A 25,128-nucleotide genomic window follows, 5' to 3' on the forward strand; every position below is an offset into this window, starting at 1 on the left:
ATGACCGATGATCCACTGCTGCGAAACCGGGCGGGTAGCGCGGGGGAGCGCGTCCCGTCGGAGCCGCTCCTGGGCGCCGGGCTCGAAGGCGCGATCGCCCGCAACGTCCGGGCGCTGCGAACCCAGAGTGGTCTGTCGGTGTCGGAGATGGCCGACCGCGTGGGCATCTCCAAGGCCATGATGTCGAAGATCGAGAACGCCCAGACCTCCTGCAGCCTGGCCACTTTGGCGCGGCTGGCGGCGGGTCTGGACGTTCCGGTCACGTCGTTGTTCCGTGGGGTGGACGCCGAGCGCGCGGCGGTGTTCACCGCGGCCGGCACCGGACCGCAGATCGCCCGCAACGGCACGCAGGTGGGCCATCACTACGAGCTGCTCGGCGCGTTGCGCGGCCAGCACAAGCGGCTGGAGTCGCTGCTGGTGACGCTGACCACCGAAAGCGAGACCTATCCGCTGTTCCAGCATCCCGGGACCGAGTTCATCTACCAACTCGAAGGGGTGATGGAGTACGGCCACGGCGCCTCGGTGTACCGGCTCGAGCCCGGCGATTCGCTGCAGTTCGACGGCGAGGGCGCGCACGGCCCCACCGCCCTGATCACCCTGCCGATCCGCTTCCTGTCCGTCATCGCCTTCCCGGACACCACCCCCTGACCCGCCGGCGCTGTACGTCCCAGCGCGCCGCCGAGATCCACAAAGGGGTCAGGGGGTTGAAACGCCCGCGAAACGGTGGAGTAACCGGGCGAGCGACGACGCCGGGCAGGCTGGGTCGGTGACCATCCGCCGCCACACACTCGCCGGCCATACCTACACCTTCGACAGCCTGGTGGAGGTGATGGCCAAGGCCTCGCCGCCGCGGTCCGGGGATCAGCTGGCCGGTTGCGCGGCCGCCACCGACGCCGAACGCGCCGCTGCCCGCTACGTCCTGGCCGACATTGCGCTCACCGACTTCCTCACCGAGGTCGTGGTGCCGTATGAGACCGACGAGGTGACCCGGCTGATCATCGACACCCACGACCGCGAGGCGTTCGCGCCGGTGGCGTCGCTGACCGTCGGAGAGCTCCGAGACTGGTTGCTGCGCATGGTGATCGACCCTGACGGGCCTGCGACGGTCACCGCGCTGGCACCGGGGCTGACGCCGGAGATGGTGGCTGCGGTCAGCAAGCTGATGCGCAACCAGGACCTGATCGCGGTGGCTCGGTTGCCGTTGGTGACAGCGGCTTTTCGGTCCACCATCGGGCTGCCGGGCCGCCTCGCGAGCCGGCTGCAACCCAACCATCCCACCGACAATCCGCAGGGTGTGGCCGCCGCGACGCTCGACGGGCTGCTGATGGGCAGCGGTGATGCCGTGATCGGGATCAATCCGGCCACCGATTCCCCGCGGGCGGTCTCCGAGCTGCTGCGTCTGCTCGATGACATCAGATCGCGTTACGACATACCCACCCAGTCGTGTGTGCTCACCCACGTCACCACCACCATCGAGCTCATCGAGCGCGGCGCACCGGTGGACCTGGTGTTCCAGTCCGTCGCCGGAACCGAAGCCACCAACAAGGGGTTCGGTATCACCATCGACCTTCTGCGCGAAGGCATGGAAGCCGGGCGCTCGCTGCAACGCGGGTCCGTGGGCGACAACGTGATGTACCTCGAAACCGGTCAGGGCTCGGCCCTGTCCGCCGGCGGGCATCTCGGTGTCGAGGGCGCTGCGGTGGACCAGCAGACCCTCGAAGCCCGCGCCTACGCCGTGGCCCGGGCCGTCGAGCCCCTGCTGGTGAACACCGTGGTGGGCTTCATCGGGCCCGAATACCTCTACGACGGAAAGCAGATCATCCGCGCCGGGCTGGAGGACAACTTCTGCGGCCGGCTGCTCGGGCTGCCGATGGGCGTCGACGTCTGCTACACCAACCACGCCGAAGCCGACGGTGACGATATGGACATCCTGCTGACCTCGCTGGCGGCGGCGGGTACCGCTTTCGTCATCGCCGTGCCCGGGGCCGACGACATCATGCTCGGTTACCAGAGTCTGTCGTTCCACGACGTGCTGTACGCACGGCGAACCCTCGGGCTGCGTCCGGCGCCGGAGTTCGAGGAATGGCTTGCCGCACAGGACATGATCGGCGCCGACGGGCTGATCCGGCCGCTGGAGGCCAGCGCGTCGTCGCTGCGGGCATTGGCGGCCAGCGCATGAGCGCCACCGCCGAGCGAGGAGCGAGGGCGCGAGGGACGAGCGGCGGAGCGGATCGCGTATCCAGCACGGAACGTGCCCTGTGGGATCGGCTGCGGGCGCACACCCGCTCCCGGATCGGGCTGGGACGCGCCGGTGACGCGCTGGACACCACCGCCGTCCTCGATCTGACCGCCGCACACGCCGCGGCGCGCGACGCCGTGCACTCGGCCATCGACGCCGAGGCTTTGGCCGGCGAGCTCGCCGGACTCGGCGTGGGCGAGGTTCCGGTGGTGCGCAGCCTGGCCCCGGACCGGTCGACCTATCTGCGCCGTCCCGACCTGGGCCGCCGGCCCGAAGACCTGACCGGGTTGAGCCGCTCCGCCCCCGATGTGGCGATCGTGGTGTGCGACGGGCTGTCCGCACGCGCCGTCACCGACCACGCCGTGCCCATGGTGGCCGCCCTGGTGGCGGCGCTGCCGGCGGCCACGGTGGCTGCCGTCGTGGCGACACAAGCGCGGGTGGCGCTCGGCGACCACGTGGCTTCGGCGCTGAATGCCGACGCGGTGGTGGTGCTCATCGGGGAGCGGCCCGGGCTCTCGGTGGCCGACAGCCTGGGCGCGTACCTGACCTACCGCCCGCGCCCCGGGATGGCCGACTCCGACCGCAACTGCGTGTCCAACATCCATTCACACGGACTGGGCTACCGCCGGGCGGCGGAGATCATCGTCGCGCTGCTGGGGGGTGCGAAGGCGTTGGGCCGCTCCGGGGTGGATCTCAAAGACACCTCCGAAGACGTGCTGACCGCGGCCCAGCAGGTGGCCGAACTGCGCTGAGACCGCCGGGTTGTGTTACTGGTTGTCCATGGGAGTGACCCCGTTCGACGACCTCGATGACTACCTCACCCTGCCGCGCGTGACGGGCCTGGCGGCCAGTGCCGACGGCACCCGGGTGGCGATCACCGTGGCAGAGCTCAACCCCAAGAAGACGGAATTCCGTACGGCGCTGTGGGAACTGGACCCCGCCGGCACGGCGCCGGCGCGGCGGCTGACCCGCGGGGTCAAAGGTGAATCGGCGCCGGCCTTCACCTGTGACAACGACCTGCTGTTCGTCGCGGTGCGGGCCGAGGAAGACGACGACACGCCGCCGGCCGCGCTGTGGCGACTCCCCGTCGGCGGCGGTGAGGCCGAACGACTGCTGCAGCTGCCCGGCGGCGTCGATGCGGTGCGCACGGCCCGCGCGGCGCACCGCACCGTCGTCACGGCGGCGTTGTTACCGTCGGCCGCCGACCTGGACGACGAACGACGTCTGCGTGCACTGCGCAAGGATTCGAAGGTGAGTGCGATCCTGCACACCGGCTACCCCGTCCGGCACTGGGACGCCGACCTCGGGCCGCAGGAACCCCATCTTCTCGATGCCGACGACTCCCGCGACCTCACACCGCTACCGGGAAATGCCCTGCGGGACAGCAGCTTCGACATCAGTCCCGACGGCACCTTCATCGTGGCGACGTGGCGGGTACCCGGCCCGGGCGCCTCGCTGCGCAGTGTCCTGGTGCGCATCGACGTTGCCACCGGTGACCGCAGCATCATCGCCGACGACGCCGGAGCCGATCTCGAGTCGCCGGTCATCTCACCGGACGGCACGCAGGTGGCCTTCACCAGGGAGACCGTCTCCACGCCCCACGAGGCTCCCCGAATCACGCTGTGCCGCATGCTTTTCGACGGCGACATCGAGGCCGTCGCGCCGGACTGGGATCGCTGGCCCGTCACGGTCGCCTGGGCGGCGGACAGTTCGGCGCTCATCGTGGTCGCCGACGACCACGGCCGCAGTCCCGTCTTCCGGGTAGGCCTCGACGGCCACGTGCACCGGCTGACCTCCGACGACTTCGCCTACACCAATGTGGTGGCCACCGCGGCCGGTGTGTTCGCGCTGCGCAGTGGGTACGCCGCCCCGCCCCACCCGGTCCGCATCGACGGCGACGGCACCGTCACCGTGCTTGCCGGCGTGGACCTGCCTGCCCTACCAGGCGAGCTGACCGAGATCGACGCCACCACCGAGGACGGCCGCACCGTGCGCTCCTGGCTGGTGCTCCCGGACTCGTCGGGCCCGGCCCCGCTGCTGCTGTGGATTCACGGTGGTCCGCTGGGCAGTTGGAACGCGTGGTCGTGGCGGTGGAACCCGTGGCTGCTCGCGGCCCGGGGATACGCGGTGTTGCTCCCGGACCCGGCGCTGTCCACCGGCTACGGCCAGGACTTCATCCAACTGGGATGGGGTGCCTGGGGCGGCCCGCCGTTCACGGATCTGATGGCCGCCACCGATGCGGCCTGCGCAGACCCCCGGATCGATGCCTCGCGGACCGCGGCCATGGGTGGCTCGTTCGGGGGTTACATGGCCAACTGGGTGGCCGGCCACACCGACCGGTTCGCCGCGATCGTCACGCACGCCAGCCTGTGGGCCCTGGATCAGTTCGGCGCCACCACCGACTCGTCGTACTACTGGTTGCGGGAGATGACGCCGGCGATGGCCGCCGCGAACTCCCCGCACCGATTCGTCGACCGGATCACCACCCCGATGTTGGTGATCCACGGCGACAAGGACTACCGCGTGCCGATCGGGGAGGCGCTGCGGCTGTGGTTCGAACTGCTCACCGCTTCCGGCCTGCCCGCCGACGAGCACGGCCAATCGCCGCACCGGTTCCTGTACTTCCCGTCGGAGAACCACTGGGTGCTCTCTCCGCAGCACGCCAAGCTCTGGTACCAGGTGGTGATCGCGTTCCTGGCCGAACACGTACTGGGGGAGCGGGTGGAGTTGCCGGACACCTTGGGTTGACAGCCCCGGCGAGCGCACGCCGTTGTACGCGACACGCCGCAGATTTTTGTACGGACACGCGCGCTCGCCGAGGTAAGCAACCGACCGGTAGGTTGGGATCATGACCGCAGCGGAGCGCGAATTCGACATCGTGGTGTACGGGGCGACCGGGTTCGTCGGAAAACTCACCGCTCTCTACCTGGCCAAGGCGGGCGGCGACGCGCGGATCGCGCTCGCCGGGCGCTCCCCGGACAAACTCCTGGCAGTGCGCGAATCGCTGGGTCCCGATGCGCAGACCTGGCCACTGATCACCGCCGATGCGTCACAGCCGTCGACCCTCAACGCGATGGCCGCCCGCACCCGGGTGGTCATCACCACGGTGGGGCCCTACACCAAGTACGGGCTCCCGCTCGTCGCGGCCTGCGCGGCGGCCGGTACCGACTACGCCGACCTGACCGGCGAGACGATGTTCATCCGCGACAGCATCGACCACTATCACAAGGAAGCCGCCGACACCGGTGCCCGGATCGTGCACTCCTGCGGATTCGATTCGGTCCCCTCGGATCTCAACGTCTACGCGCTGTACAAGCAGGCGCAGGCCGACGGCGCCGGGGAGCTGCTCGACACCACCTTGGTGGTGCGGCGCTTCGCCGGCGGACTGTCCGGTGGCACCATCGCCTCCATGCTCGAGGTGATGCGCACCTCCAGCGCCGACCCGGCCAAGCGCACGGCGATGGCCGACCCGTACACACTGACCACCGACCGTGCCGCCGAACCGGAGCTCGGTCCCCAAGCCGACATCGGGTGGCGCAAAGGGGCGCAGATCGCTCCGGAGCTGTCCGCCATCTGGACCGGCGCCTTCGTGATGGGTCCGCCCAACGCCCGAATCGTGCGACGCAGCAATGCCCTGCTGGAATGGGCGTACGGCAAAAGATTCCAGTACAGCGAGAGCATGAGCATGGGGTCCTCGCCGCTGGCGCCCGTCGCCGCCGCCGTCGGTACGGCCACCAATGCGGCAGTGCTGGCCCTGGGCAGCCGCTACTTCGACAAACTGCCCGGCCGGCTGATCGAACGCATTGTCCCGGCGCCGGGCACCGGTCCCAGCGAGAGCACCCGCGAACGCGGGCACTACACCGTCGAGACCTACACCACCACCACGTCGGGGGCGCGCTACCGCACCACCATGTCCCAGCTCGGCGACCCCGGGTACAAAGCCACCGCCGTGCTGCTCGGGGAGTGCGGGCTTGCGTTGGCACTGCATCGCGACACCTTGTCGGATCTGCGTGGCGTGCTGACCCCGGCCGCCGCCATGGGCGACGCGTTGCTGGACCTGTTGCCCGCCGCCGAGGGCGTGACGCTGGAGACGACCCGGCTGAACTGAGAGCAGCTCTGCCGAACCGGTCCGATGACCGCGCGCGCCGACTAACGTCCGCACCAGTGGCCCACCCCCCAGCGCAGAAGGCGGAACGTCATGGCCGGACTCGATGATCTCTACAACCAGATCCCCGTCGCCGAGATCGCCGACAGGCTCGGCGCCGACCAGGGGGAGGTCACCACGGCGGTCAGAGCGCTGGTTCCGACGCTCGTGGGCAGTCTGCAACACAACGCCAACGACGACGCCACCGCCAGCCAGATCCAGTCCGCGGCGCAGAAGCACGCCGCGGCAGGGCTGCTCGACGGCGGCGTGCGTGTCGACGACGTCGACCAGGCCGACGGCGACAAGATCGTCGCGAAGATCTTCGGCGGCAACAACAGCTCGAACGTCAGCGGGCAGCTGGCCTCTGCGTTGGCGCCCGCCGGGGCGGGCAGCAGCGATCTGATCCAGAAACTGCTGCCCATCCTGGCGCCCATCGTGCTGGCCTATATCGGCAAACAATTCTCCGGCGGCGGTTCCTCCGGTGGCATCGGCGACATCCTGGGCAGCGTCCTGGGCGGCGGTCGTGCTCCCGGTGGTCAGGCCGACAACCCGCTGGGCGGGATTCTCGGCGAGGTGCTCGGCGGCGGCAAGGGCGGCGGCGGACTCGGCGATCTTCTGGGCGGGCTCCTGGGTGGGAAGAGGTAGATAGAGACCGGACCGGCCACTGTGAGCGGGGGGGTCCGCCTGTTGTCCGGCCCGACGCACCACGCTCTGCACCCGCGGCGCTGCAGGCATGCCCGGCTCCCTAGAATTGACCGGTGACTGCCAGCTCCCATGCCGATGCCGCTGCCTCCCGGGCCCAAGACCTACCCAAGTCCTGGGATCCCTCAGCGGTAGAAAGCGAGTTGTACGAGGGCTGGGTCAAGGCCGGTTACTTCACCGCCGACCCGTCCAGCGACAAGCCGCCCTACTCCATCGTGCTGCCACCGCCCAACGTCACCGGCAGCCTGCACATGGGCCATGCCCTGGACCACACCATCATGGACGCGCTGACCCGCCGTCGCCGGATGCAGGGCTATGAGGTGCTGTGGCTGCCCGGCATGGACCACGCGGGTATCGCCACCCAGAGCGTGGTGGAAAAGCAGCTCGCCGTCGACGGCAAGACCAAAGAGGACTTCGGTCGCGAACTGTTCATCGACAAGGTGTGGGACTGGAAGCACGACTCCGGCGGCACCATCGGCGGCCAGATGCGCAGCCTCGGCGACGGGGTGGACTGGAGCCGCGACCGGTTCACCATGGACGAGGGCCTGTCCCGCGCCGTGCGCACCATCTTCAAACGGCTCTACGACGCCGGCCTGATCTACCAGGCCGAGCGGCTGGTGAACTGGTCGCCGGTGCTGCAGACCGCCATCAGCGATCTCGAGGTCAAATACGAAGACGTCGACGGTGAACTGGTGTCGTTCCGCTACGGCTCCATGAACGACGACGAACCGCACATCGTGGTGGCCACCACCCGGATGGAGACCATGCTCGGTGACACCGCGGTAGCGGTGCACCCCGACGACGACCGCTACCGCGCGCTGGTGGGCCAGACCCTGCCGCACCCGTTCCTGGACCGGCAGATCCTGATTGTCGCCGACGCGCATGTGGACCCCGAATTCGGTACCGGCGCAGTCAAAGTCACTCCTGCCCACGATCCGAACGACTTCGAGATCGGTATGCGCCACAGCCTGCCGATGCCGACGATGATGGACAAGACCGGCCGCATCGCCGACACCGGCACGCAGTTCGACGGAATGGACCGCTTCGAAGCGCGGGTGGCCGTGCGCGAGGCGCTGGCCGAGCAGGGTCGCATCGTCGCCGAGAAGCGCCCCTACCAACACAGCGTCGGGCATTCCGAGCGCAGCGGCGAGCCCATCGAACCGCGGCTGAGCCTGCAGTGGTGGGTCAAGGTCGAGTCGCTGGCCAAAGCCTCCGGTGATGCGGTCCGCAACGGCGACACCGTGATTCACCCGGCCAGCTTGGAACCGCGATGGTTCGCCTGGGTGGACAACATGCACGACTGGTGCATCTCGCGGCAGCTGTGGTGGGGGCACCGCATCCCGATCTGGCACGGACCCGACGGCCAGAAGGTGTGCCTCGGTCCCGACGAGACCCCGCCCGAGGGCTGGGAGCAGGACCCCGACGTGCTGGACACCTGGTTCTCCTCGGCGTTGTGGCCGTTCTCCACCATGGGCTGGCCGGACCGCACCCCGGAGCTCGAGAAGTTCTACCCCACCTCGGTTTTGGTCACCGGCTACGACATCCTGTTCTTCTGGGTGGCGCGCATGATGATGTTCGGCACGTTCGTCGCCGGCGATGAGGCCATCCCCGCGAACTCGGTGCCGTTCGAGAATGTCTTCTTGCACGGCCTGATCCGCGACGAGTTCGGCCGCAAGATGAGCAAGTCCAAGGGCAACGGCATCGACCCGCTGGACTGGGTGCAGATGTTCGGCGCGGACGCGCTGCGCTTCACGCTGGCCCGCGGCGCCAGCCCCGGTGGCGACCTGTCCATCGGTGAGGACCACGCGCGCGCGTCGCGCAACTTCGCCACCAAGGTGTTCAACGCGACCCGCTTCGCCTTGATGAACGGTGCCGAACCGGCACCCCTGCCGGACGCCTCGGCACTCACCGACGCCGACAAGTGGATCCTGGGACGCCTCGAAGAGGTTCGTGCCGAAGCGGATTCGGCCTTCGAGAGCTACGAGTTCAGCCGGGCGTGTGAAGCGCTGTACCACTTCGCCTGGGACGAATTCTGTGACTGGTATGTCGAGCTGGCCAAAGTGCAACTGGGGCAGGGACTTTCCCACACGACGGCCGTGCTGGCCGCAGTGCTCGACACCCTGCTCAAGTTGCTGCACCCGGTGATGCCGTTCGTCACCGAGACGCTGTGGAAGGCGCTCACCGGAGGTGAGTCGCTGGTGATCGCCGAGTGGCCGCAGCCGTCGGGGGTGGTGCTGGATCAGGCTGCCGCCGGGCGGGTTGCCGACCTGCAGAAACTGGTCACCGAGGTGCGCCGGTTCCGCAGCGACCAGGGTCTGGCGGACCGGCAGCGGGTGCCCGCGCGGCTGTCCGGAATCGACGGGGCCGGCCTCGGTGAGCACATCGGTGCCACCACGTCGCTGGCCTGGCTGACCGAGCCGGCCGAGGGCTTCACCCCGTCGGCCTCGATCGAGGTTCGCCTCGCCGGGGGCACCGTCCAGGTCGAGCTCGACACGTCCGGCACCGTGGACGTCGCGGCCGAGCGCCGGCGTCTGGAGAAGGATCTGGCCGCCGCGCAGAAGGAATTGGCGGGCACCACCGCAAAACTGGGCAACGAGGCGTTCCTGGCCAAAGCGCCCGAAGCCGTCGTCGCCAAGATCCGGGACCGGCAGCAACTCGCGGGCGAAGAGGTGGACCGGATCACCGCACGCCTGGCCGGATTGGTATGAGCGAGAACGACTTTCCCACTGAGGACCCTGGTTTCCCGGATGATGTGGACGCCATCACCCCGGAGGCCATCATCGAGCCGAGCCCCGATGAGGTGGCCGCGCTGCTGCAGGTCGAGCATCTGCTCGGCCAGCGGTGGCCGGAGACCAAGATCGAGCCCAGCACGGCGCGCATCGCGGCGCTGATGGAACTGCTCGGCTCGCCGCAGCGGAACTACCCGAGCATCCACATCGCCGGCACCAACGGCAAGACGTCGGTGGCGCGGATGATCGACGCGCTCATCACCGCCCTGCATCAACGCACCGGCCGCACCACCAGCCCGCACCTGCAGTCGGCCGTCGAACGGATCTCCCTCGACGGCAAGCCGATCAGCCCGGCCAAGTATGTCGAGACCTACCGGGAGATCGAGCCTTTCGTCGAACTCGTCGACCAGCAGTCGCATGCGGCGGGTGGGCCGTCGATGAGCAAGTTCGAGGTCGTAACCGCCATGGCGTTCGCGGCGTTCGCCGACGCGCCGGTGGACGTGGCGATCATCGAGGTCGGGCTCGGCGGCCGGTGGGACGCCACCAACATCGTCGATGCACCCGTCGCGGTGATCACCCCCATCGGGATGGACCACATGGACTATCTCGGCAACGACATCGCCACCATCGCGGGGGAGAAGGCCGGCATCATCCGCAAGGTCGAGGCCGACGAGGTACTGCCCGAGGGTGTGGACCCGAGCATGGTGGCCATCGTCGCCCAGCAGGTACCCGAAGCCATGGAGGTGATTCTGGCGCAAGCAGTTCAAGCCGATGCTGCGGTGGCGCGCGAGGGTTCGGAGTTCGCGCTGCTGTCCCGTCAGGTGGCCATCGGGGGACAACTGCTGGAACTGCAGGGTCTCGGCGGTGTCTACCCCGAGGTGTTCCTGCCGCTGCACGGTGAACACCAGGCCCACAACGCCGTCGTCGCACTGGCCGCGGTCGAGGCGTTCTTCGGTGCGGGGGCATCGCGCCAGCTCGACATCGACGCGGTGCGAGCCGGTTTTGCGGCCGTCTCGAGCCCGGGCCGGCTCGAGCGGTTGCGCAATGCGCCGACGGTGTTCATCGACGCCGCGCACAACCCGGCCGGCGCGGCGGCGCTGGCCCGCACCCTGGCCGAGGAGTTCGACTTCCGCTTCCTTGTCGGTGTCATCTCGGTGATGGCCGACAAGGACGTGCCCGGGATCCTGGAAGCGCTCGAGCCGGTGTTCGATCAGCTGGTGGTCACCCACAACGGGTCTTCGCGGGCACTGGAGATCGACGCGTTGGCCCTGCTGGCCGAGGAACGTTTCGGTGCCGACCGGGTGATCACCGCGGCCACGCTCGTCGATGCCGTGGAGACGGCCACCGCCCTGGTCGAGGAAGCCGGCGAGGAGGGCGGGGTGTCCGGTAATGGAATCGTCATCACCGGCTCGGTGGTCACCGCGGGCGCGGCGCGCACGCTGTTCGGTAAGGACCCGCAGTGACTGACAAACCCCAGCCGACGCCGCCGGATCCCTGGAAGAGCTTCCGCGGCGTGATGGCGGGCACGCTGATCCTGGAAGCCATCGTGGTGCTGTTGGCTTTGCCGGTGGTGAGCGCTGTGGGCGGTGGACTCAACGCGTTCTCGATGACCTATCTGGTGGGCTTCGCGCTGTTCCTGGTGCTGTTGTCGGGCATGCAGGGCAGGCCCTGGGCCATCTGGGTGAACACGGGTGTGCAACTGCTGCTGATCGCCGGTTGGGTGGTCTATCCCGGCGTGGGATTCGTCGGCCTGGTCTTCGCGATCGTGTGGGGCCTGATCGTCTATCTGCGGGCCGAGGTGCTGCGCCGTCAGCGCCGCGGATTGCTACCCGGCCAGCAGCGCACATCGGACTGAAACTGGCCTCTGACCAGGCGATACTGCGATTTGGCTTCCGTTCGGTACGCTGTGCGCCGTGACTGAGCGGACTTTGGCCCTGATCAAGCCCGATGGCGTCGAGCGGCAACTGATCGGAGAGATCATCAGCCGGATCGAGCGGAAGGGCCTGTCGATCGCAGCGTTGGAGTTGAAGAACGTCAGCGACGAGCTGGCCCGCGCTCACTATGCCGAGCACGAAGACAAGCCGTTCTTCGGCTCGCTGCTGGAATTCATCACCTCCGGACCTGTGGTCGCCGCGGTTCTCGAAGGCCCGCGGGCCATTGCTGCGTTCCGTCAGCTGGCCGGTGGCACCGATCCGGTGGAGAAGGCCACCCCGGGCACCATCCGCGGTGACCTGGGTCTGGAAACCCAGTTCAACCTGGTGCACGGGTCGGATTCCCCGGAGTCCGCGGAGCGCGAGATCGCGCTCTGGTTCCCCTCGAACTGACCCGGGTCGAAGGCCGACCGACCCCAGTCTGGTCGGATCCACTACTCGGGTATGGGATACTGGGTGCGGGTGTGCGTCGTCAGACCGGCGGCAATCACCCGGATGAAGACTTAGACGTGCGCGACCACCGCTATCCGCGATGCGGCGCCGACCGTCCCAGCCATCATTCAACCCAGGCACCGGGTGGGTTCGCTGAGCTTGTACACAACGAGCCGCCCGGGGCGAGACCACAACAAGTTCGGTGAAGCCAGCCGAGCCCATAGCCGAAGTCCTCGCGCGGCCGCGTCGCATCGACGCGCCCGGGGGCTTGAAGGAGAGTACGTGGACGACGATGCCAAAATCCAAGACCACACTGACAGCAGCACCGCTGCCAACAGCGACGGCGAGAACAGCACGCCGGCGGCACCGCCGGATCTCCCCGAACGCCTGAGAGTCCACTCGCTGGCCCGAGTTCTCGGCACCACCAGCAGGCGCGTTCTGGAGGCGCTGGCCGACCTCGACGGGCGCTCCCGCAGCGCGCACTCGAGCGTCGACCGCACCGACGCGGTGAAGGTGCGCGATGTGCTGGCTGCGGCGGCTGCAGAGAGCGCACCCGCGCCAGAGCCGGTTGCCGCGCCGCCGGCACCGGTGGTCGCCGAACCCGAGACAGCTGAGCCGGTGGCCGCCGAACCCGAAGAGGCGCCGGTCGCCGAAGAGCCCGCTGACGTCCCGGTGGTCGAGGTCCAGGTCGCAGAGGCCGAGGTCCACGTGGCCGAAGCCGACGACCCCGGTATCGATCCCGCAGCCGCACCTGACGGTGAACCCGAGTCGCGACTGCTCATCGAGTTGCCGCCCCCGGCGCCGGAGCCCAGCGATGACACCCCGGTGGCGGACTATCTGCCTCTGTTCGTCGCCCCCCAGCCGGTGCAGGAACGCCCCGCCGGCCGGCGCGAGGAGCGCGACACTTCCGACGACATCGATGACGTCGAGGACAGTGACGACGGCGACGACACCGACGACGAGCAGGCCGAGAAACCGGCCAACCGCCGGCGCCGGCGGGGACGGCGCGGCCGTGGCCGCGGCCGGGGCGGCGAATCCGGCGCCGACGGCGAGGACGACGGCCCCGACGACACCGTCACCGACGACAAGACCGACAAAGACAAGGCCGAGCCCTCCGACGAGGACGAGTCCTCCGAGGACGAAGGCGACGACGACGAAGGCGGCGCCGGCGAGGCGTCCAGCCGCCGGCGGCGCAGGCGGCGCAGGCGCAAGTCGGGCACCGGCGACGACGGCGAGCCCGTCTCACCCGATGACCCCCCGAACACCGTCGTCCACGAGCGCGCCCCGCGCAGCAAGGCCGAGAAGGCTGACAAGTCCAACGAGATCCAGGGCATCAGCGGGTCCACCCGGCTCGAGGCCAAACGGCAGCGCCGCCGCGACGGGCGTGACGCCGGCCGTCGCCGGCCCCCGATCCTTTCCGAAGCCGAGTTCCTCGCGCGGCGCGAAGCCGTCGAGCGCGTCATGGTGGTTCGCGACAAAGTGCGTGTCGAACCGCCGCACGCCGGAGCCCGCTACACCCAGATCGCGGTTCTCGAAGACGGAGTGGTCGTCGAGCACTTCGTCACTTCGGCGGCATCTGCCTCCCTGGTCGGCAACATCTACCTCGGCATCGTGCAGAACGTGCTGCCCTCGATGGAAGCCGCGTTCGTCGACATCGGTCGCGGCCGCAACGGGGTGCTGTACGCCGGTGAAGTCAACTGGGAGGCCGCCGGACTCGGCGGTGCCCAACGCAAGATCGAGCAGGCCCTCAAACCGGGTGACTACGTGGTGGTCCAGGTCAGCAAGGACCCCGTGGGACACAAGGGTGCCCGGCTGACCACGCAGGTCTCGCTGGCCGGCCGCTATCTGGTCTACGTGCCCGGGGCGTCGTCGACCGGGATCAGCCGCAAGCTGCCCGACACCGAACGCCAGCGGCTCAAGGAGATCCTGCGCGAGGTGGTGCCCGCCGACGCCGGCGTCATCATCCGGACCGCCTCCGAGGGCGTCAAAGAAGAGGACATCCGCGGCGACGTCACCCGCCTGCAGGAACGCTGGAACCAGATCGACGCCAAGGCCGCCGAGACCAAGAAGAAGGCCGCCGGTGCCGCAGTGGCGCTCTACGAGGAACCCGACGTCCTGGTCAAGGTGATCCGCGACCTGTTCAACGAGGACTTCTCCGGGCTGATCGTCTCCGGTGACAACGCGTGGAAGACCATCAACGACTACGTCGAATCGGTGGCCCCTGAACTCGTCGCCAAGCTGACCAAATACGACGCGGCCGACAACGGCGGCCCCGATGTCTTCGCCGTGCACCGCATCGACGAGCAGCTCACCAAGGCGATGGACCGCAAGGTATGGCTGCCGTCGGGCGGAACCCTGGTGATCGACCGCACCGAGGCCATGACCGTCGTCGACGTCAACACCGGCAAGTTCACCGGCGCCGGGGGCAACCTCGAGCAGACCGTCACGAAGAACAACCTCGAGGCCGCCGAGGAGATCGTGCGGCAGCTGCGGTTGCGCGATATCGGCGGCATCGTGGTGATCGACTTCATCGACATGGTGCTCGAGTCCAACCGTGATCTGGTGTTGCGCCGCCTCACCGAAGCCCTGGCCCGTGACCGTACCCGGCACCAGGTTTCCGAGGTCACCTCGCTGGGTCTGGTGCAATTGACCCGGAAGAAGCTCGGTACCGGCCTGATCGAAGCGTTCTCCACCTCCTGCCCGCATTGCGGGGGCCGCGGCATCGTGCTGCACGCCGACCCGGTCGACTCGGCAGCGCCTGCGCCCGCCCGCAAGGCCGAGGCCGGTGGCGGGAACAGGCGCAGCAAGCGTTCCGGCAAGAAGGGCAAAGCGGACGAGCCGATCGTCGAGGCGCCGGTGGCGCGGGTTCCCGCGCACGCTCACGGCGATCATCCGATGTTCAAGGCGATGGCTGCCGCCAACGGCAAGCACGAAGACGATGACGCCGATGACACCGAGTCGAGCGAGGACACCTTCGACGAGGAGAAGGTGCACGACGCGGTCGGCGAGGAACAGACCGAGGAGCGGGTGTCCGAGGATGACCTCGACGACGACTTCGACGAATCCGATTCCGAGGACTCTGACGACGAGGACTCCGACGACGAGGACTCTGACGACGAGGACATCGAGCTCGACGAGGACGACGAGGCGGATGTCGACGACGAGGACATCGATCTCGAGGACGACGAGGAAGACGAAGACTCGGACGAGGACGACTCGGATGACGACGACTCGGATGACGACGACGACTCGGACGAGGACGACTCGGACGACGACTCCGATGACGACGAAGACTCGGATGACGACGACGAGGACGAGTCCGACGAGGATGACTCGGAGGAGGACGAACCCGAACCCGTTGTCGAGGTGATCGAGCCCACCAGGCCGCGTCGTCGCCGCGCTGCGGCACGTCCGGCCGGGCCCCCGACCGCCTGAGGTTTGCGGGAGCGGCGCAGGCGGTTTGACCCGTAACGCGCTGCTCACGTAACCTTGAGCAGTTGTCACGAGACTGACGTCCGTGATTGTGAGTGAGTCGCGAGAGCTGACTCGGCTCACGAACCCAAGACCTGCGCACGCACCTTCGGGTAGTGCGCGCCCGTAAGCGATGAGTTAGGACCACGATGGCGACGTACGCAATCGTCAAGACCGGCGGCAAGCAGTACAAGGTCGCCGTCGGTGACATAGTCAAGGTCGAGAAGTTGGAGATCGAGGCCGGCGGTTCCGTCACGCTGCCCGTGGCGCTCGTCGTCGACGGAGCCAATGTCACCACCGACGCCAAGGCGCTGGAGAAGGTCGCCGTCACCGGTGAGGTGCTCGAGCACACCAAGGGGCCCAAGATCCGCATCCACAAGTTCAAGAACAAGACCGGCTACCACAAGCGGCAGGGGCACCGTCAGCAGCTGACGGTCCTCAAGGTCACCGGCATCAAGTAAGACGGGAGCAGCACATGGCACACAAGAAGGGCGCTTCCAGCTCACGCAACGGTCGTGACTCAGCCGCACAGCGGCTCGGCGTCAAGCGTTTCGGTGGTCAGGTCGTCAACGCGGGCGAAATCATCGTCCGTCAGCGCGGCACCCACTTCCATCCCGGCACCAACGTCGGCCGTGGTGGCGATGACACGCTGTTCGCGCTGGCGGCCGGCGCCGTCCAGTTCGGCGTGAAGCGCGGTCGCAAGACCGTCAACATCGTTCCGGCTGACGCCTGATTTTCCGAGGACCACGCCTGCGATAGTGAAGCTGCTGCGAGTTCTCGGTAGGGATTGAACACTCGCACCAGCTTCACACTTCACAGGAAGGTCGTCCGATGCCCCGGTTCGTCGACCGCGTTGTCATTCACACCCGCGCGGGATCCGGCGGTAACGGTTGCGCTTCGGTGCACCGGGAGAAGTTCAAGCCTCTCGGTGGACCCGACGGCGGCAACGGCGGACGCGGCGGCAGCATCGTGCTGGTCGTCGATCCTCAGGTCCACACACTGCTGGACTTCCACTTTCATCCTCACGTTGTCGCGCCCTCCGGAAAGCAGGGTGCGGGCAGCAATCGTGACGGCGCCGCGGGCAACGACCTGGAAGTCAAAGTGCCCGATGGCACGGTCGTCCTCGACGAGCAAGGCCGGTTGCTGGCCGATCTCGTCGGCCCCGGCACCCGCTTCGAAGCCGCCGCCGGCGGACGCGGCGGTCTCGGTAACGCGGCCTTGGCTTCTCGCGCACGCAAGGCACCTGGCTTCGCCCTCCTCGGTGAGAAAGGCGAAGAGCGTGATCTGACGCTCGAGCTCAAGACCGTCGCCGACGTCGGGCTGGTCGGTTTCCCGTCGGCGGGTAAATCGTCGCTGGTGTCGGCCATCTCGGCGGCCAAGCCGAAGATCGCCGACTACCCGTTCACCACGCTGGCGCCGAACCTCGGCGTGGTCTCCGCGGGTGAGCACACCTTCACCGTCGCCGATGTCCCCGGTCTGATCCCCGGCGCCTCCGAAGGCCGTGGTCTCGGCCTGGACTTCCTGCGGCACATCGAGCGCTGCGCGGTGCTGGTGCACGTGGTCGACTGCGCCACGCTGGAACCCGGGCGCGACCCGATCTCCGATATCGACGCACTCGAGGCCGAGCTTGCGGCGTATCAGCCGACGCTGCAGGGTGATTCGACCCTCGGCGACCTCGCCGAACGGCCCCGCGCCGTGGTGCTCAACAAGATCGATGTACCGGAAGCCAAAGAGCTCGCCGATTTCGTTCGCGACGAGATCGCCGAACGCGGCTGGCCGGTGTTCGAAGTGTCGACGGTGGCGCGGATCGGCTTGCGCCAGTTGACCTTTGCGCTGTGGGACATGGTGGCGGCCTATCGGGCTGCGCAACCGGTGCTGGCCCCTCGACGGCCGGTCATCCGGCCGATCCCGGTGGACGAGAAATCGTTCTCGGTGCAGCCGGACGGCCAGGGTGGATTCGTCGTACGCGGTGTGCGTCCCGAGCGGTGGATCTCGCAGACCAACTTCGACAACGACGAAGCCGTCGGCTATCTGGGCGACCGGCTGGCGCGCCTCGGTGTCGAAGACGAGTTGCTCAAGCTCGGCGCTCGCGCCGGCTGCGCGGTGACCATCGGCGACATGACCTTCGATTGGGAACCGCAGACACCGGCGGGTGTGGACGTGGTGCCCACCGGCCGCGGCACCGACATTCGTCTCGAGCGCAGTGACCGCGTGGGGGCCGACGAGCGCAAGGCGGCACGGAAGGCGCGCAGGGAACACAGCGACCCCGGCGACGACCAGTGAGTGTGCACCGCGACGCCGTCCGGACCGCACGCAGCATCGTCGTCAAGATCGGCACCACCGCTCTGACCACCCCCACCGGGGTTTTCGACGCGAGCCGGCTGCAGTACCTGGTCGACGCCATCGAGCGGCGGATGAAGGCCGGGTCAGATGTGGTGATCGTGTCTTCGGGCGCCATCGCGGCCGGCATCGAACCACTCGGATTGCCGCGCAGGCCAACGGATCTGGCCACCAAGCAGGCCGCCGCCAGCGTCGGTCAGGTGGCCCTGGTCAATTCGTGGAGTGCGGCGTTTCACCGCTATGACCGCACCGTCGGGCAGGTCCTGCTCACCGCGCACGACATCTCGATGAGGGTGCAGCACACCAACGCCCAGCGGACGCTGGATCGACTGCGCTCGCTGCACGCCGTGGCGATCGTCAACGAGAACGACACCGTGGCCACCAACGAAATCCGATTCGGTGACAACGACAGGCTCTCGGCCCTGGTGGCGCACCTGGTGGGCGCCGACGCGCTGGTGCTGCTGTCCGATATCGACGGTCTCTACGATTCCGACCCCCGCAAATCCGATGCGCGGTTCATCCCCGAGGTGTCGGGTCCCGATGATCTGGACGGTGTGACCGCCGGGCGCGGCAGCCATCTGGGCACCGGGGGAATGGCCTCGAAACTGTCGTCGGCTCTGCTGGCGGCCGACGCCGGGGTGCCGGTGTTGTTGGCCGCGGCCGCCAACGCCGCGGAGGCCCTGTCGGATGCGTCGGTGGGGACGGTGTTCGCGCCGCGGCCCACCCGGATGTCGGCGCGCCGGTTCTGGGTGCGTTATGCCGCCGAGGCTGCGGGCAGTCTCTCGCTGGATGCCGGCGCGGTGCGGGCTGTGCTGCAGCATCGCCGCTCCCTGCTGCCCGCCGGGATCACCGCGTTGTCGGGCCGCTTCTTCGGCGGCGACGTGGTCGAATTGAAAGGCCCCGGCGGTGAGGTGGTGGCGCGTGGTGTGGTCGCCTACGACGCCACGGAGTTGTCGACGATGATGGGTCGCTCCACCTCGGAGTTGCCCGTCGAGATGCGCCGCCCCGCAGTCCACGCCGACGACCTAGTGGCCGTCTGATCTGCCCTGCCCTGCTCCGCTCTGCTCCTGGGCGCGAGCGCGCGTGTCTGTACGCGACACTCCGAGCCGCTGCGTACAAAGACGCGCGCTCACGCCGAGGTGAGATACAGCGAGGCCCAGATGATCTGGGTGATGGCCTCGACGAGCCGGCCGTCGTAGTCCTCGGACCGACCGGGCAGGTTCTGCTGACAGGTGCGCTCGACCATCCAGGTCAGTGAGCTCGCCGTCGCCTCCGCCGGCAGGTCCTGCCGGATGGTCCCGGCGGTTTGGCCGTCCTCGATCACCTGGGTCACCTGCCCGGCGATCGCGGTAAGCAGCTCTCGATAGGTATTCGACACCTGCGCGTCGTAGCCGGCCATCTCGCTGAGCGCGACCAACAACGGCTGGTGGCGACGGTAACCGGCGACGATCCCGGTGATGGCGGCACGGACGTCGGCCGGGTCGCGCCGCGCGGCCACACCCCACCATCGTTGGGCGCTGTCGGCGAGCTCGCCCAACACCTGGCCGGCCAGCCGGCGCAGCAGGTGGCCCTTGTCCTCGAAGTAGATGTAGAAGCTGGCCCGGGAGATGCCGGCCTCGGTGGCCAGCCGGTCGACGCTGAGCTCGGTGAAGCTGGCGCCTTCGTTCATCAGGCGGTCCGTGGCCGCCAGCAGGTCGCGTTCGATCTGCTCGCGCCGCTCCTGCCGCTTGGCCTGCGGCTTACGGGTCACCGACGGCATGCCCGGAAGCGTACCCAAGCCGCGCACGTATTGACTAGGCACACTGTCTAGACCTATCGTCACGGCATGACTGTGCCCTCGATCACACCCGAGTCGGTTCGCTCCTACGACCCGATCGATCTGTCTTCCCGTACGTTCTGGTCCACCACCGCCGCCGACCGGGAGCTCTCCTTCGCCGAGCTGCGGGCGCAGCGGCCCGTGAGCTGGCATCCGCCGGTGCAGGACGCGCTCATGCACGACCCGTCCGACCGCGGCTACTGGGCGGTGACCAGGCATGCCGACATCGTGGCCGTCAGCCGCAACAGTGAGGTGTTCCTGTCCGGCAAAGGCGTGCTGTTCGAGAACATCCCGGAAGAACTGCTGGAGGCGTCGCAGTCCTTTCTGGCGATGGATGCACCGCGCCACACCATGATCCGCAAGGTGGTGCACGCGGCGTTCACACCGCGGCAGGTGCGCCGCATCGAGGACTCGATCAAGGCCAACGCGGCGGCGATCGTCGGCGAACTCGCCAGTGCCGGAAGCGGTGTCGACTTCGTAGAACACTGCGCCAAAGAACTGCCGATACGCACCCTGTCCGACATGGTGGGCATCCCCGAATCCGAACGTCAGCGCGTCGCCCGGGCCGCCGACGCACTGGTGTCGTGGGCCGACCCGGTGTACCTGGCCGGCCGCAACCCGCTGGAGGTACTGCTGGAGAACCAGATGTACCTGCATCAGGTGGCCGGAGAACTGGCGGCGCAGCGGCGCGCCGACCCCGGCGATGACCTGATCAGCAGCCTGGTGCACGCCGAGGTGGACGGCGATTCCCTCACCGATGCCGAGGTGTCGGCGTTCTTCGTGCTACTGGCCGTTGCCGGCAACGACACCACCCGCCAGACCACCAGCCACGCGCTCAAAGCACTCACTGACTTCGAGGATCAGCGGGCCTGGCTGTTGGAGGATCTCGACGCCCGCATCGGCGGTGCCGTCGAGGAGTTCATCCGCTGGGCCAGCCCGGTCATGACGTTCCGCCGCACGGCTGCAACGGATTTCGAGCTCGGCGGCCAGACGGTGCGGGCGGGGGAGAAGGTGGTGATGTTCTATCCGGCGGGAAACTGGGACACCGAGGTGTTCGACGATCCGGGCCGGCTGCAGCTCGGCCGCCACCCGAACCCGCATCTGGGTTTCGGCGGAGGCGGCAGGCACTTCTGCCTCGGCGCACACGTCGCCCGGGCGCAGCTGCGGGCCTTGTTCACCGAACTGCTGGGCACGCTGCCCACCATCACCGCCGGTGAACCCGCATTTGTGCCCGGCAACTTCGTCCACGCCATCCGCACGATGCCGGCGATTTGGGCGCGCGCGTAACCGCTCAGCGGTTACGCGCGCGCCCAAATCACACGGAGACGGCCGGGGACAGCTCGTCGAGCAGCAGCACCAACATCTCCGAGCAGCCGTTGTCGACCTTGACGTCGGCCAGGTCGTCGCCGCGGGTGGGCCCGCGATTGATGACGGCCACCGGCATGCCGTGAGCAGCGGCGTGCCGGACGAATCGGTACCCGGAAAAGACGGTCAGCGACGACCCCGCGACCAGTAGCACGTCGGCGTCGTCGACCAACGAATACGCCTGCGCCACACGGTCCTTGGGCACACTCTCGCCGAAGTAGACGATGTCGGGTTTGAGCATCCCCGAACACCGCGGACAGTCCAGGTACCGGAATTCGTCGGTGTCGGTCACCGTCGCGTCGGCGTCCGGGGCCACCGCGATGCCACCGAGCCGCTCGGCACGCTCGACGAATCCGGGGTTGAGTGCTTCCAGCTCATCGGCCAGCTCGGCGCGCGTCATGGTGTAGCCGCAGGCCAGGCACACCACCTGGGCGTAGGTGCCGTGCAGATTCACCACAGTGCGGCTGCCGGCCTTGGTGTGCAGCAGGTCGACGTTCTGGGTGATCAGGCCGGTGACCACCCCGGCGCGTTCCAGTGCCGCCAGCGCCCGGTGACCCGCATTGGGCATGGTGTCGTCCATGTGGCGCCAGCCCACGTGATTGCGGGCCCAATACCGTTGCCGAAACGCCGGATCGGAGGTGAACTGGCGGATGGTCATCGGATTGCTCGGCGGGGAGTCCGGCCCGCGGTAGTCCGGGATGCCCGAATCGGTGGACATACCGGCGCCGGTGAGCACGGCCACCCGCCGGCGGGTCAGCAGGGCGACGAGCTCAGGTGCTTCCACTCCATCGAGAATAAGCGTCACTTCAGGCAGTGCGCCGCATCGACCAACTCTGCGCGCATATTGCTCTCCATCATCTTCAGCGCGGCCCGCCCCAGCTCGGCGTCGATGTGCGCGACACAATCCTGTGCCACCACCAACTCGAAGTGCCGGACATACGCGTCCAGGGCGCTGTAGAGGATGCACTGCTCGGTGACCTGACCAGTGAGGATCACCCGGTGGACGCCCAGCTGGGTCAGCAGGTACCCCAGCGAGGTGGCGTAGAACGCGCTGTGGCGCACCTTCATCAGGAAGCGGCAGTCATCGCTGGGGACGATGGGCCGCACCAGGTCGGGACGGGCGCCTTCGAGTGCTGCAGACACGAGGCCGGCGTGATCCGCGGTGAAGTCGCCGTAGTTGTCGTTGACGTAGATCAGATCGGCGTCGTCACTGCGCCGGGTCTCGGCGATCAGCGCGGCGATCGGGTCGACGATGGGTTCGACGTTCGGGATCAGCTTCTCGGCGTCGGGGTGCTCATAGGCGTTGAGCATGTCGATGACGAGGACAGCAGTTTCGGCCATGCCGGGTCTTTACCCGGTTATACGTAGTCCACCCACCACTGATGCAACTCGGCGAGATCACTGCCTTGGGCGATGCCCAGCATCAGGTCGGAGCTCTTGGTCCACATGATGTCGGGCGTGCCCTCGTAGGTTCCGCAGGCCACCCAGCCCTCCACCTGATCGGGGGTGGAGTCGTAATCCCAGGTGCCCGGGGAGTCGGCGCCGCCGGGGCACTGCTGCAGGGTGTCCTCGTCATTGCTCTGCCGGAACGCCTCGTCGAGCGCCTCCACCGTGGGAAACAGTGAGTAGGTCGCGGTGGCGGGCCCACCCGGGTTGGTGTTCTGCCCGCACTCGACGGTCGCCAGCGCACCGGAGACCGGCGGTCGCAGGGGTTCGCAGGATGCGTACCCGGACGGCACCACCCCCAGCAGACGGCGCAGGGCGGGGGAGACCGTCGCGTGGGGTGGCACGCGCACTTCGGTCCTGGGGACCGAGGTGACCGTCCGGGTGATCGTCTGGGTGGCCATCATCGCGCTCGCGGGCTCCCGCAAGGTCCAGGTGGTCACCACCGCGGCCACCAGCACCGCGACCCCGGCCAGGGCGCCGGCCACCGCCCAGCCGCGCCTCTTGGGGCGCACCACGGGCTGCTGGGGCGCGGTCATCGTGAACATCCCGTCGGTGACCCCGGCCGCGTGTGCCGCCGCGCGCGCCAACTCGCCGGCGGTGGCGAACCGGTCGCCGGGTTGTTTGGCCATGCCGCGCGCCACCACCGCATCGAGTGCCGGCGGCAGGCCGGGCAGCAGTGCGCTGGGCCGCGGTGGGGGTTCCATCAGATGGGAGGTGATGAGCACGCTCACGCTGTCGGCGCGGAACGGCTTGGTGCCGGTCAGACATTCGAACAGCACGCAGGCCAGCGCATAGACGTCGGCTTGGTAGGTCACCTCCGCGCTGGTGAAGCGTTCCGGTGCCATGTAGGCGAATGTGCCGATGGCCGTGCCCTGTTCGGTGAGCGTGTCATCGGTGGCCCCGTGAGCGATGCCGAAATCCACCAGATAGGCGAAATCATCGGCGGTGACGAGGATGTTCTCGGGTTTCACGTCGCGGTGGGTCACGCCTGCGGCATGCGCGGCGTCCAGGGCCGAGGCGATCTGCCGCACGATCGCCACCGCACGCGCCGGTGGCATCGGCCCGTCCCGGTTCAGCACCGAACGCAGGTCGACGCCGTCGATGAGGCGCATGTCGACGTACAACTGGCCGTCGACTTCACCGAAGTCGTGTATCGGAACCACATGCGGCTCTTGGAGTTTGCCCGCAGAACGCGCCTCCCGCTCGAGTCGCTTGCGGAACGTGTCGTTGTGCGAGAGTTCGGCGGGCAGCAGCTTCAAGGCCACCGTGCGGTCCTTCACGGTGTCATGAGCCTGGTAAACCTCACCCATTCCGCCACGACCGATCAGGCGGGTCAGCTGATAGGGACCCACCCGCGAGCCCACCCGCGTCGCGTCACTCATAGCCGACGCCCAGGCGGAAGGTGAACGTGTAGTCGCAGATCCGGATCAGGTCACCGTCGGCCAGGGTGGCACTGCCGCGCACCCGTGTGTGCTGGACCTCGATCCCGTTGGCCGAGCGCAGATCACTGAGCACATAACTGGTCCCGGTGTCGATCACCGCGGCGTGGTGGCGGCTCACCAGAGCGCTGGACAACACGATGTCGTTGTCGTCGAGCCGGCCGATCCGGGTCGCGACGGCGCGTAACGGGTACTGCCGTCCCGACGGGTCCTCCAGATACGCTGCCACGGATTCCGCCGACACGGCAGTGCGCTGCTCGAGTCGGGTCACGCTACCCACTGCGGCGGTCGTGGCCGCGCCCTTGGCGTCCAGGGGTTCCTGACGCAGGATCTTCTGGTGCAGCGCCCGCAGGGACGGGCCGGGATCGATGCCCAGCTCATCGGCCAGGGCGCTCTTGAGCCGCCCGTAGGTCTCGAGCGCGTCGCTTTGCCGCTCGGTGAGGTAGTAGGCGCTGATCAGCTGGGCCCACAGCGGTTCCCGGTACGGATGCTCGGCGGTCAGGGTCTCCAGGTCGGCGATCACGTCGCGGGCCCGCCCGCACACGATCTCGGCCTCGGCGAAAGCGGTGGCGGCCACCAGGCGGTCCTCGGTCAGTGCGGTGGCCAGCCCGTCGACGAAGCCAAAATCCTGCAGGTCTTCGAGCACGGGCCCACGCCACTCAGCCAGCGCCGCGGCCAGGTGCCGGCTGGCCAGGCTGAACTCCCCGGCCGCCGCCGCGCGTACGCCGGCGGCTTTCTCAGCGGCGAATCTGCCCAGGTCGAGTGCGGTCTCGGCGATGGTGAGCCGGTAGCCGGGCGGCGCGCTGGCCAGCGCGGCGTCCTCGGTCGGCAGCAGCTTGCGCAGATTGGACACATAGGAGTGCAGGCTCGCCCGCGCACCGGACGGGGGGTCATCCGGCCAGGCCGCGGCCAGCAGCGACTCGACCGCCACGGGCCGATTGCGGTTCATCAGCAACATCGCGAGCACCGCTCGCTGCTTGGGGGTGCCCAGCGCGACCGGGGTGCCGTCGAGGGTGATCTGCAGCGGGCCGAGCACACCGAACTGCGCAGATCTGCCCGTCATCACGCGTGTCC

21 protein-coding genes are annotated in these 25,128 nt (G+C 68.4%); 16 read left to right on the plus strand and 5 right to left on the minus strand.

Annotated features, from left to right (window positions below; translation table 11 throughout):
• The 15 genes from AC3A6P_RS00205 (at position 1) to proB (ending at position 19,028) form a co-directional block, all read left to right on the plus strand.
• Positions 1-648 (plus strand): helix-turn-helix domain-containing protein, encoded by a 648-nt coding sequence (locus AC3A6P_RS00205; protein WP_487686879.1) that lies wholly within the window; start codon positions 1-3, stop codon positions 646-648.
• Between the two features lie 118 nt (positions 649-766).
• Positions 767-2,179 carry an ethanolamine ammonia-lyase subunit EutB gene (locus AC3A6P_RS00210; RefSeq protein ID WP_487686882.1) on the plus strand — a complete coding sequence of 471 codons (1,413 nt, stop codon included), beginning with the start codon at positions 767-769 and terminating at the stop codon, positions 2,177-2,179.
• Positions 2,176-2,991 (plus strand): ethanolamine ammonia-lyase subunit EutC, encoded by an 816-nt coding sequence (gene eutC, locus AC3A6P_RS00215; RefSeq protein ID WP_487686885.1) that lies wholly within the window; start codon positions 2,176-2,178, stop codon positions 2,989-2,991. The genes AC3A6P_RS00210 and eutC overlap by 4 nt, the downstream gene beginning before the upstream one ends.
• 28 nt (positions 2,992-3,019) lie before the next feature.
• Complete coding sequence (locus AC3A6P_RS00220) at positions 3,020-4,987, plus strand: S9 family peptidase (protein ID WP_487686889.1); 1,968 nt, start codon at positions 3,020-3,022, stop codon at positions 4,985-4,987.
• A 100-nt stretch (positions 4,988-5,087) separates the two neighbouring features.
• Positions 5,088-6,347, plus strand: a complete 1,260-nt coding sequence (locus AC3A6P_RS00225) for a saccharopine dehydrogenase family protein (protein WP_487686892.1) — start codon at positions 5,088-5,090, stop codon at positions 6,345-6,347.
• A 90-nt stretch (positions 6,348-6,437) separates the two neighbouring features.
• Positions 6,438-7,028, plus strand: a complete 591-nt coding sequence (locus AC3A6P_RS00230) for a DUF937 domain-containing protein (protein ID WP_487686894.1) — start codon at positions 6,438-6,440, stop codon at positions 7,026-7,028.
• Between the two features lie 113 nt (positions 7,029-7,141).
• Positions 7,142-9,793, plus strand: a complete 2,652-nt coding sequence (locus AC3A6P_RS00235) for a valine--tRNA ligase (protein ID WP_487686896.1) — start codon at positions 7,142-7,144, stop codon at positions 9,791-9,793.
• 68 nt (positions 9,794-9,861) lie between these two features.
• Positions 9,862-11,277, plus strand: a complete 1,416-nt coding sequence (gene folC, locus AC3A6P_RS00240; protein ID WP_487688071.1) for a bifunctional tetrahydrofolate synthase/dihydrofolate synthase — start codon at positions 9,862-9,864, stop codon at positions 11,275-11,277.
• Between the two features lie 53 nt (positions 11,278-11,330).
• On the plus strand, positions 11,331-11,669 hold the full coding sequence (locus AC3A6P_RS00245) for a DUF4233 domain-containing protein (RefSeq protein WP_487688074.1): 339 nt from the start codon (positions 11,331-11,333) through the stop codon (positions 11,667-11,669).
• 58 nt (positions 11,670-11,727) lie between these two features.
• Complete coding sequence (gene ndk / locus AC3A6P_RS00250; protein ID WP_487686899.1) at positions 11,728-12,138, plus strand: nucleoside-diphosphate kinase; 411 nt, start codon at positions 11,728-11,730, stop codon at positions 12,136-12,138.
• Between the two features lie 339 nt (positions 12,139-12,477).
• Positions 12,478-15,612, plus strand: a complete 3,135-nt coding sequence (gene rne / locus AC3A6P_RS00255; protein WP_487688076.1) for a ribonuclease E — start codon at positions 12,478-12,480, stop codon at positions 15,610-15,612.
• Between the two features lie 185 nt (positions 15,613-15,797).
• A complete protein-coding gene (rplU, locus tag AC3A6P_RS00260) occupies positions 15,798-16,109 on the plus strand; it encodes a 50S ribosomal protein L21 (protein WP_487686902.1) in 312 nt (103 codons plus the stop codon).
• 14 nt (positions 16,110-16,123) lie between these two features.
• Positions 16,124-16,381 carry a 50S ribosomal protein L27 gene (rpmA, locus tag AC3A6P_RS00265; RefSeq protein ID WP_487686905.1) on the plus strand — a complete coding sequence of 86 codons (258 nt, stop codon included), beginning with the start codon at positions 16,124-16,126 and terminating at the stop codon, positions 16,379-16,381.
• 98 nt (positions 16,382-16,479) lie between these two features.
• Entirely contained in the window at positions 16,480-17,931 is a 1,452-nt protein-coding gene (gene obgE, locus AC3A6P_RS00270) for a GTPase ObgE (protein WP_487686907.1), read from the plus strand.
• On the plus strand, positions 17,928-19,028 hold the full coding sequence (gene proB, locus AC3A6P_RS00275) for a glutamate 5-kinase (protein ID WP_487686909.1): 1,101 nt from the start codon (positions 17,928-17,930) through the stop codon (positions 19,026-19,028). The genes obgE and proB overlap by 4 nt, the downstream gene beginning before the upstream one ends.
• 89 nt (positions 19,029-19,117) lie before the next feature.
• Here proB and AC3A6P_RS00280 read toward each other — a convergent pair whose 3' ends face one another.
• The gene (locus tag AC3A6P_RS00280) at positions 19,118-19,747 is read right to left on the minus strand and encodes a TetR/AcrR family transcriptional regulator (RefSeq protein WP_487686911.1); all 630 of its coding nucleotides are present in this window, start codon (positions 19,745-19,747) and stop codon (positions 19,118-19,120) included.
• A 66-nt stretch (positions 19,748-19,813) separates the two neighbouring features.
• On the opposite strand from AC3A6P_RS00280, the gene AC3A6P_RS00285 reads away from it, so the two are divergent.
• Positions 19,814-21,091: a cytochrome P450 gene (locus AC3A6P_RS00285; protein WP_487686913.1), complete on the plus strand. Its 1,278-nt coding sequence runs from the start codon at positions 19,814-19,816 to the stop codon at positions 21,089-21,091.
• Between the two features lie 28 nt (positions 21,092-21,119).
• Here AC3A6P_RS00285 and AC3A6P_RS00290 read toward each other — a convergent pair whose 3' ends face one another.
• The 4 genes from AC3A6P_RS00290 to AC3A6P_RS00305 are packed head-to-tail and all read right to left on the minus strand — an operon-like array spanning position 21,120 to position 25,117.
• Positions 21,120-21,953 (minus strand): NAD-dependent protein deacetylase, encoded by an 834-nt coding sequence (locus tag AC3A6P_RS00290; RefSeq protein ID WP_487686915.1) that lies wholly within the window; start codon positions 21,951-21,953, stop codon positions 21,120-21,122.
• 17 nt (positions 21,954-21,970) lie between these two features.
• The gene (locus AC3A6P_RS00295) at positions 21,971-22,510 is read right to left on the minus strand and encodes a cysteine hydrolase family protein (RefSeq protein ID WP_487686917.1); all 540 of its coding nucleotides are present in this window, start codon (positions 22,508-22,510) and stop codon (positions 21,971-21,973) included.
• Positions 22,511-22,527: 17 nt separating this feature from the next.
• Positions 22,528-23,997, minus strand: coding sequence for a serine/threonine-protein kinase (locus tag AC3A6P_RS00300; RefSeq protein WP_487686919.1), 1,470 nt, complete (start codon positions 23,995-23,997; stop codon positions 22,528-22,530).
• Positions 23,990-25,117, minus strand: coding sequence for a BTAD domain-containing putative transcriptional regulator (locus tag AC3A6P_RS00305; protein ID WP_487686922.1), 1,128 nt, complete (start codon positions 25,115-25,117; stop codon positions 23,990-23,992). Before AC3A6P_RS00305 ends, AC3A6P_RS00300 begins: the two co-directional genes overlap by 8 nt.
• Positions 25,118-25,128 lie beyond the last annotated feature (11 nt).

The sequence above is a fragment of the Mycobacterium sp. Soil_C_30 genome (assembly GCF_057656995.1).

Excerpts from the sequence above, each read along its gene's own strand:
- AC3A6P_RS00230 (WP_487686894.1), top strand. The coding sequence starts at position 6,438 with ATGGCCGGACTCGATGATCTCTACAACCAGATCCCCGTCGCCGAGATC.
- AC3A6P_RS00245 (WP_487688074.1), top strand. The coding sequence starts at position 11,331 with ATGGCGGGCACGCTGATCCTGGAAGCCATCGTGGTGCTGTTGGCTTTG.
- AC3A6P_RS00285 (WP_487686913.1), top strand. The coding sequence starts at position 19,814 with ATGACTGTGCCCTCGATCACACCCGAGTCGGTTCGCTCCTACGACCCG.
- AC3A6P_RS00280 (WP_487686911.1), bottom strand. The coding sequence starts at position 19,747 with ATGCCGTCGGTGACCCGTAAGCCGCAGGCCAAGCGGCAGGAGCGGCGC.
- AC3A6P_RS00305 (WP_487686922.1), bottom strand. The coding sequence starts at position 25,117 with ATGACGGGCAGATCTGCGCAGTTCGGTGTGCTCGGCCCGCTGCAGATC.
- AC3A6P_RS00295 (WP_487686917.1), bottom strand. The coding sequence starts at position 22,510 with ATGGCCGAAACTGCTGTCCTCGTCATCGACATGCTCAACGCCTATGAG.
- AC3A6P_RS00220 (WP_487686889.1), top strand. The coding sequence starts at position 3,020 with ATGGGAGTGACCCCGTTCGACGACCTCGATGACTACCTCACCCTGCCG.
- rplU (WP_487686902.1), top strand. The coding sequence starts at position 15,798 with ATGGCGACGTACGCAATCGTCAAGACCGGCGGCAAGCAGTACAAGGTC.
- AC3A6P_RS00300 (WP_487686919.1), bottom strand. The coding sequence starts at position 23,997 with ATGAGTGACGCGACGCGGGTGGGCTCGCGGGTGGGTCCCTATCAGCTG.
- eutC (WP_487686885.1), top strand. The coding sequence starts at position 2,176 with ATGAGCGCCACCGCCGAGCGAGGAGCGAGGGCGCGAGGGACGAGCGGC.
- AC3A6P_RS00225 (WP_487686892.1), top strand. The coding sequence starts at position 5,088 with ATGACCGCAGCGGAGCGCGAATTCGACATCGTGGTGTACGGGGCGACC.
- obgE (WP_487686907.1), top strand. The coding sequence starts at position 16,480 with ATGCCCCGGTTCGTCGACCGCGTTGTCATTCACACCCGCGCGGGATCC.
- AC3A6P_RS00205 (WP_487686879.1), top strand. The coding sequence starts at position 1 with ATGACCGATGATCCACTGCTGCGAAACCGGGCGGGTAGCGCGGGGGAG.
- rpmA (WP_487686905.1), top strand. The coding sequence starts at position 16,124 with ATGGCACACAAGAAGGGCGCTTCCAGCTCACGCAACGGTCGTGACTCA.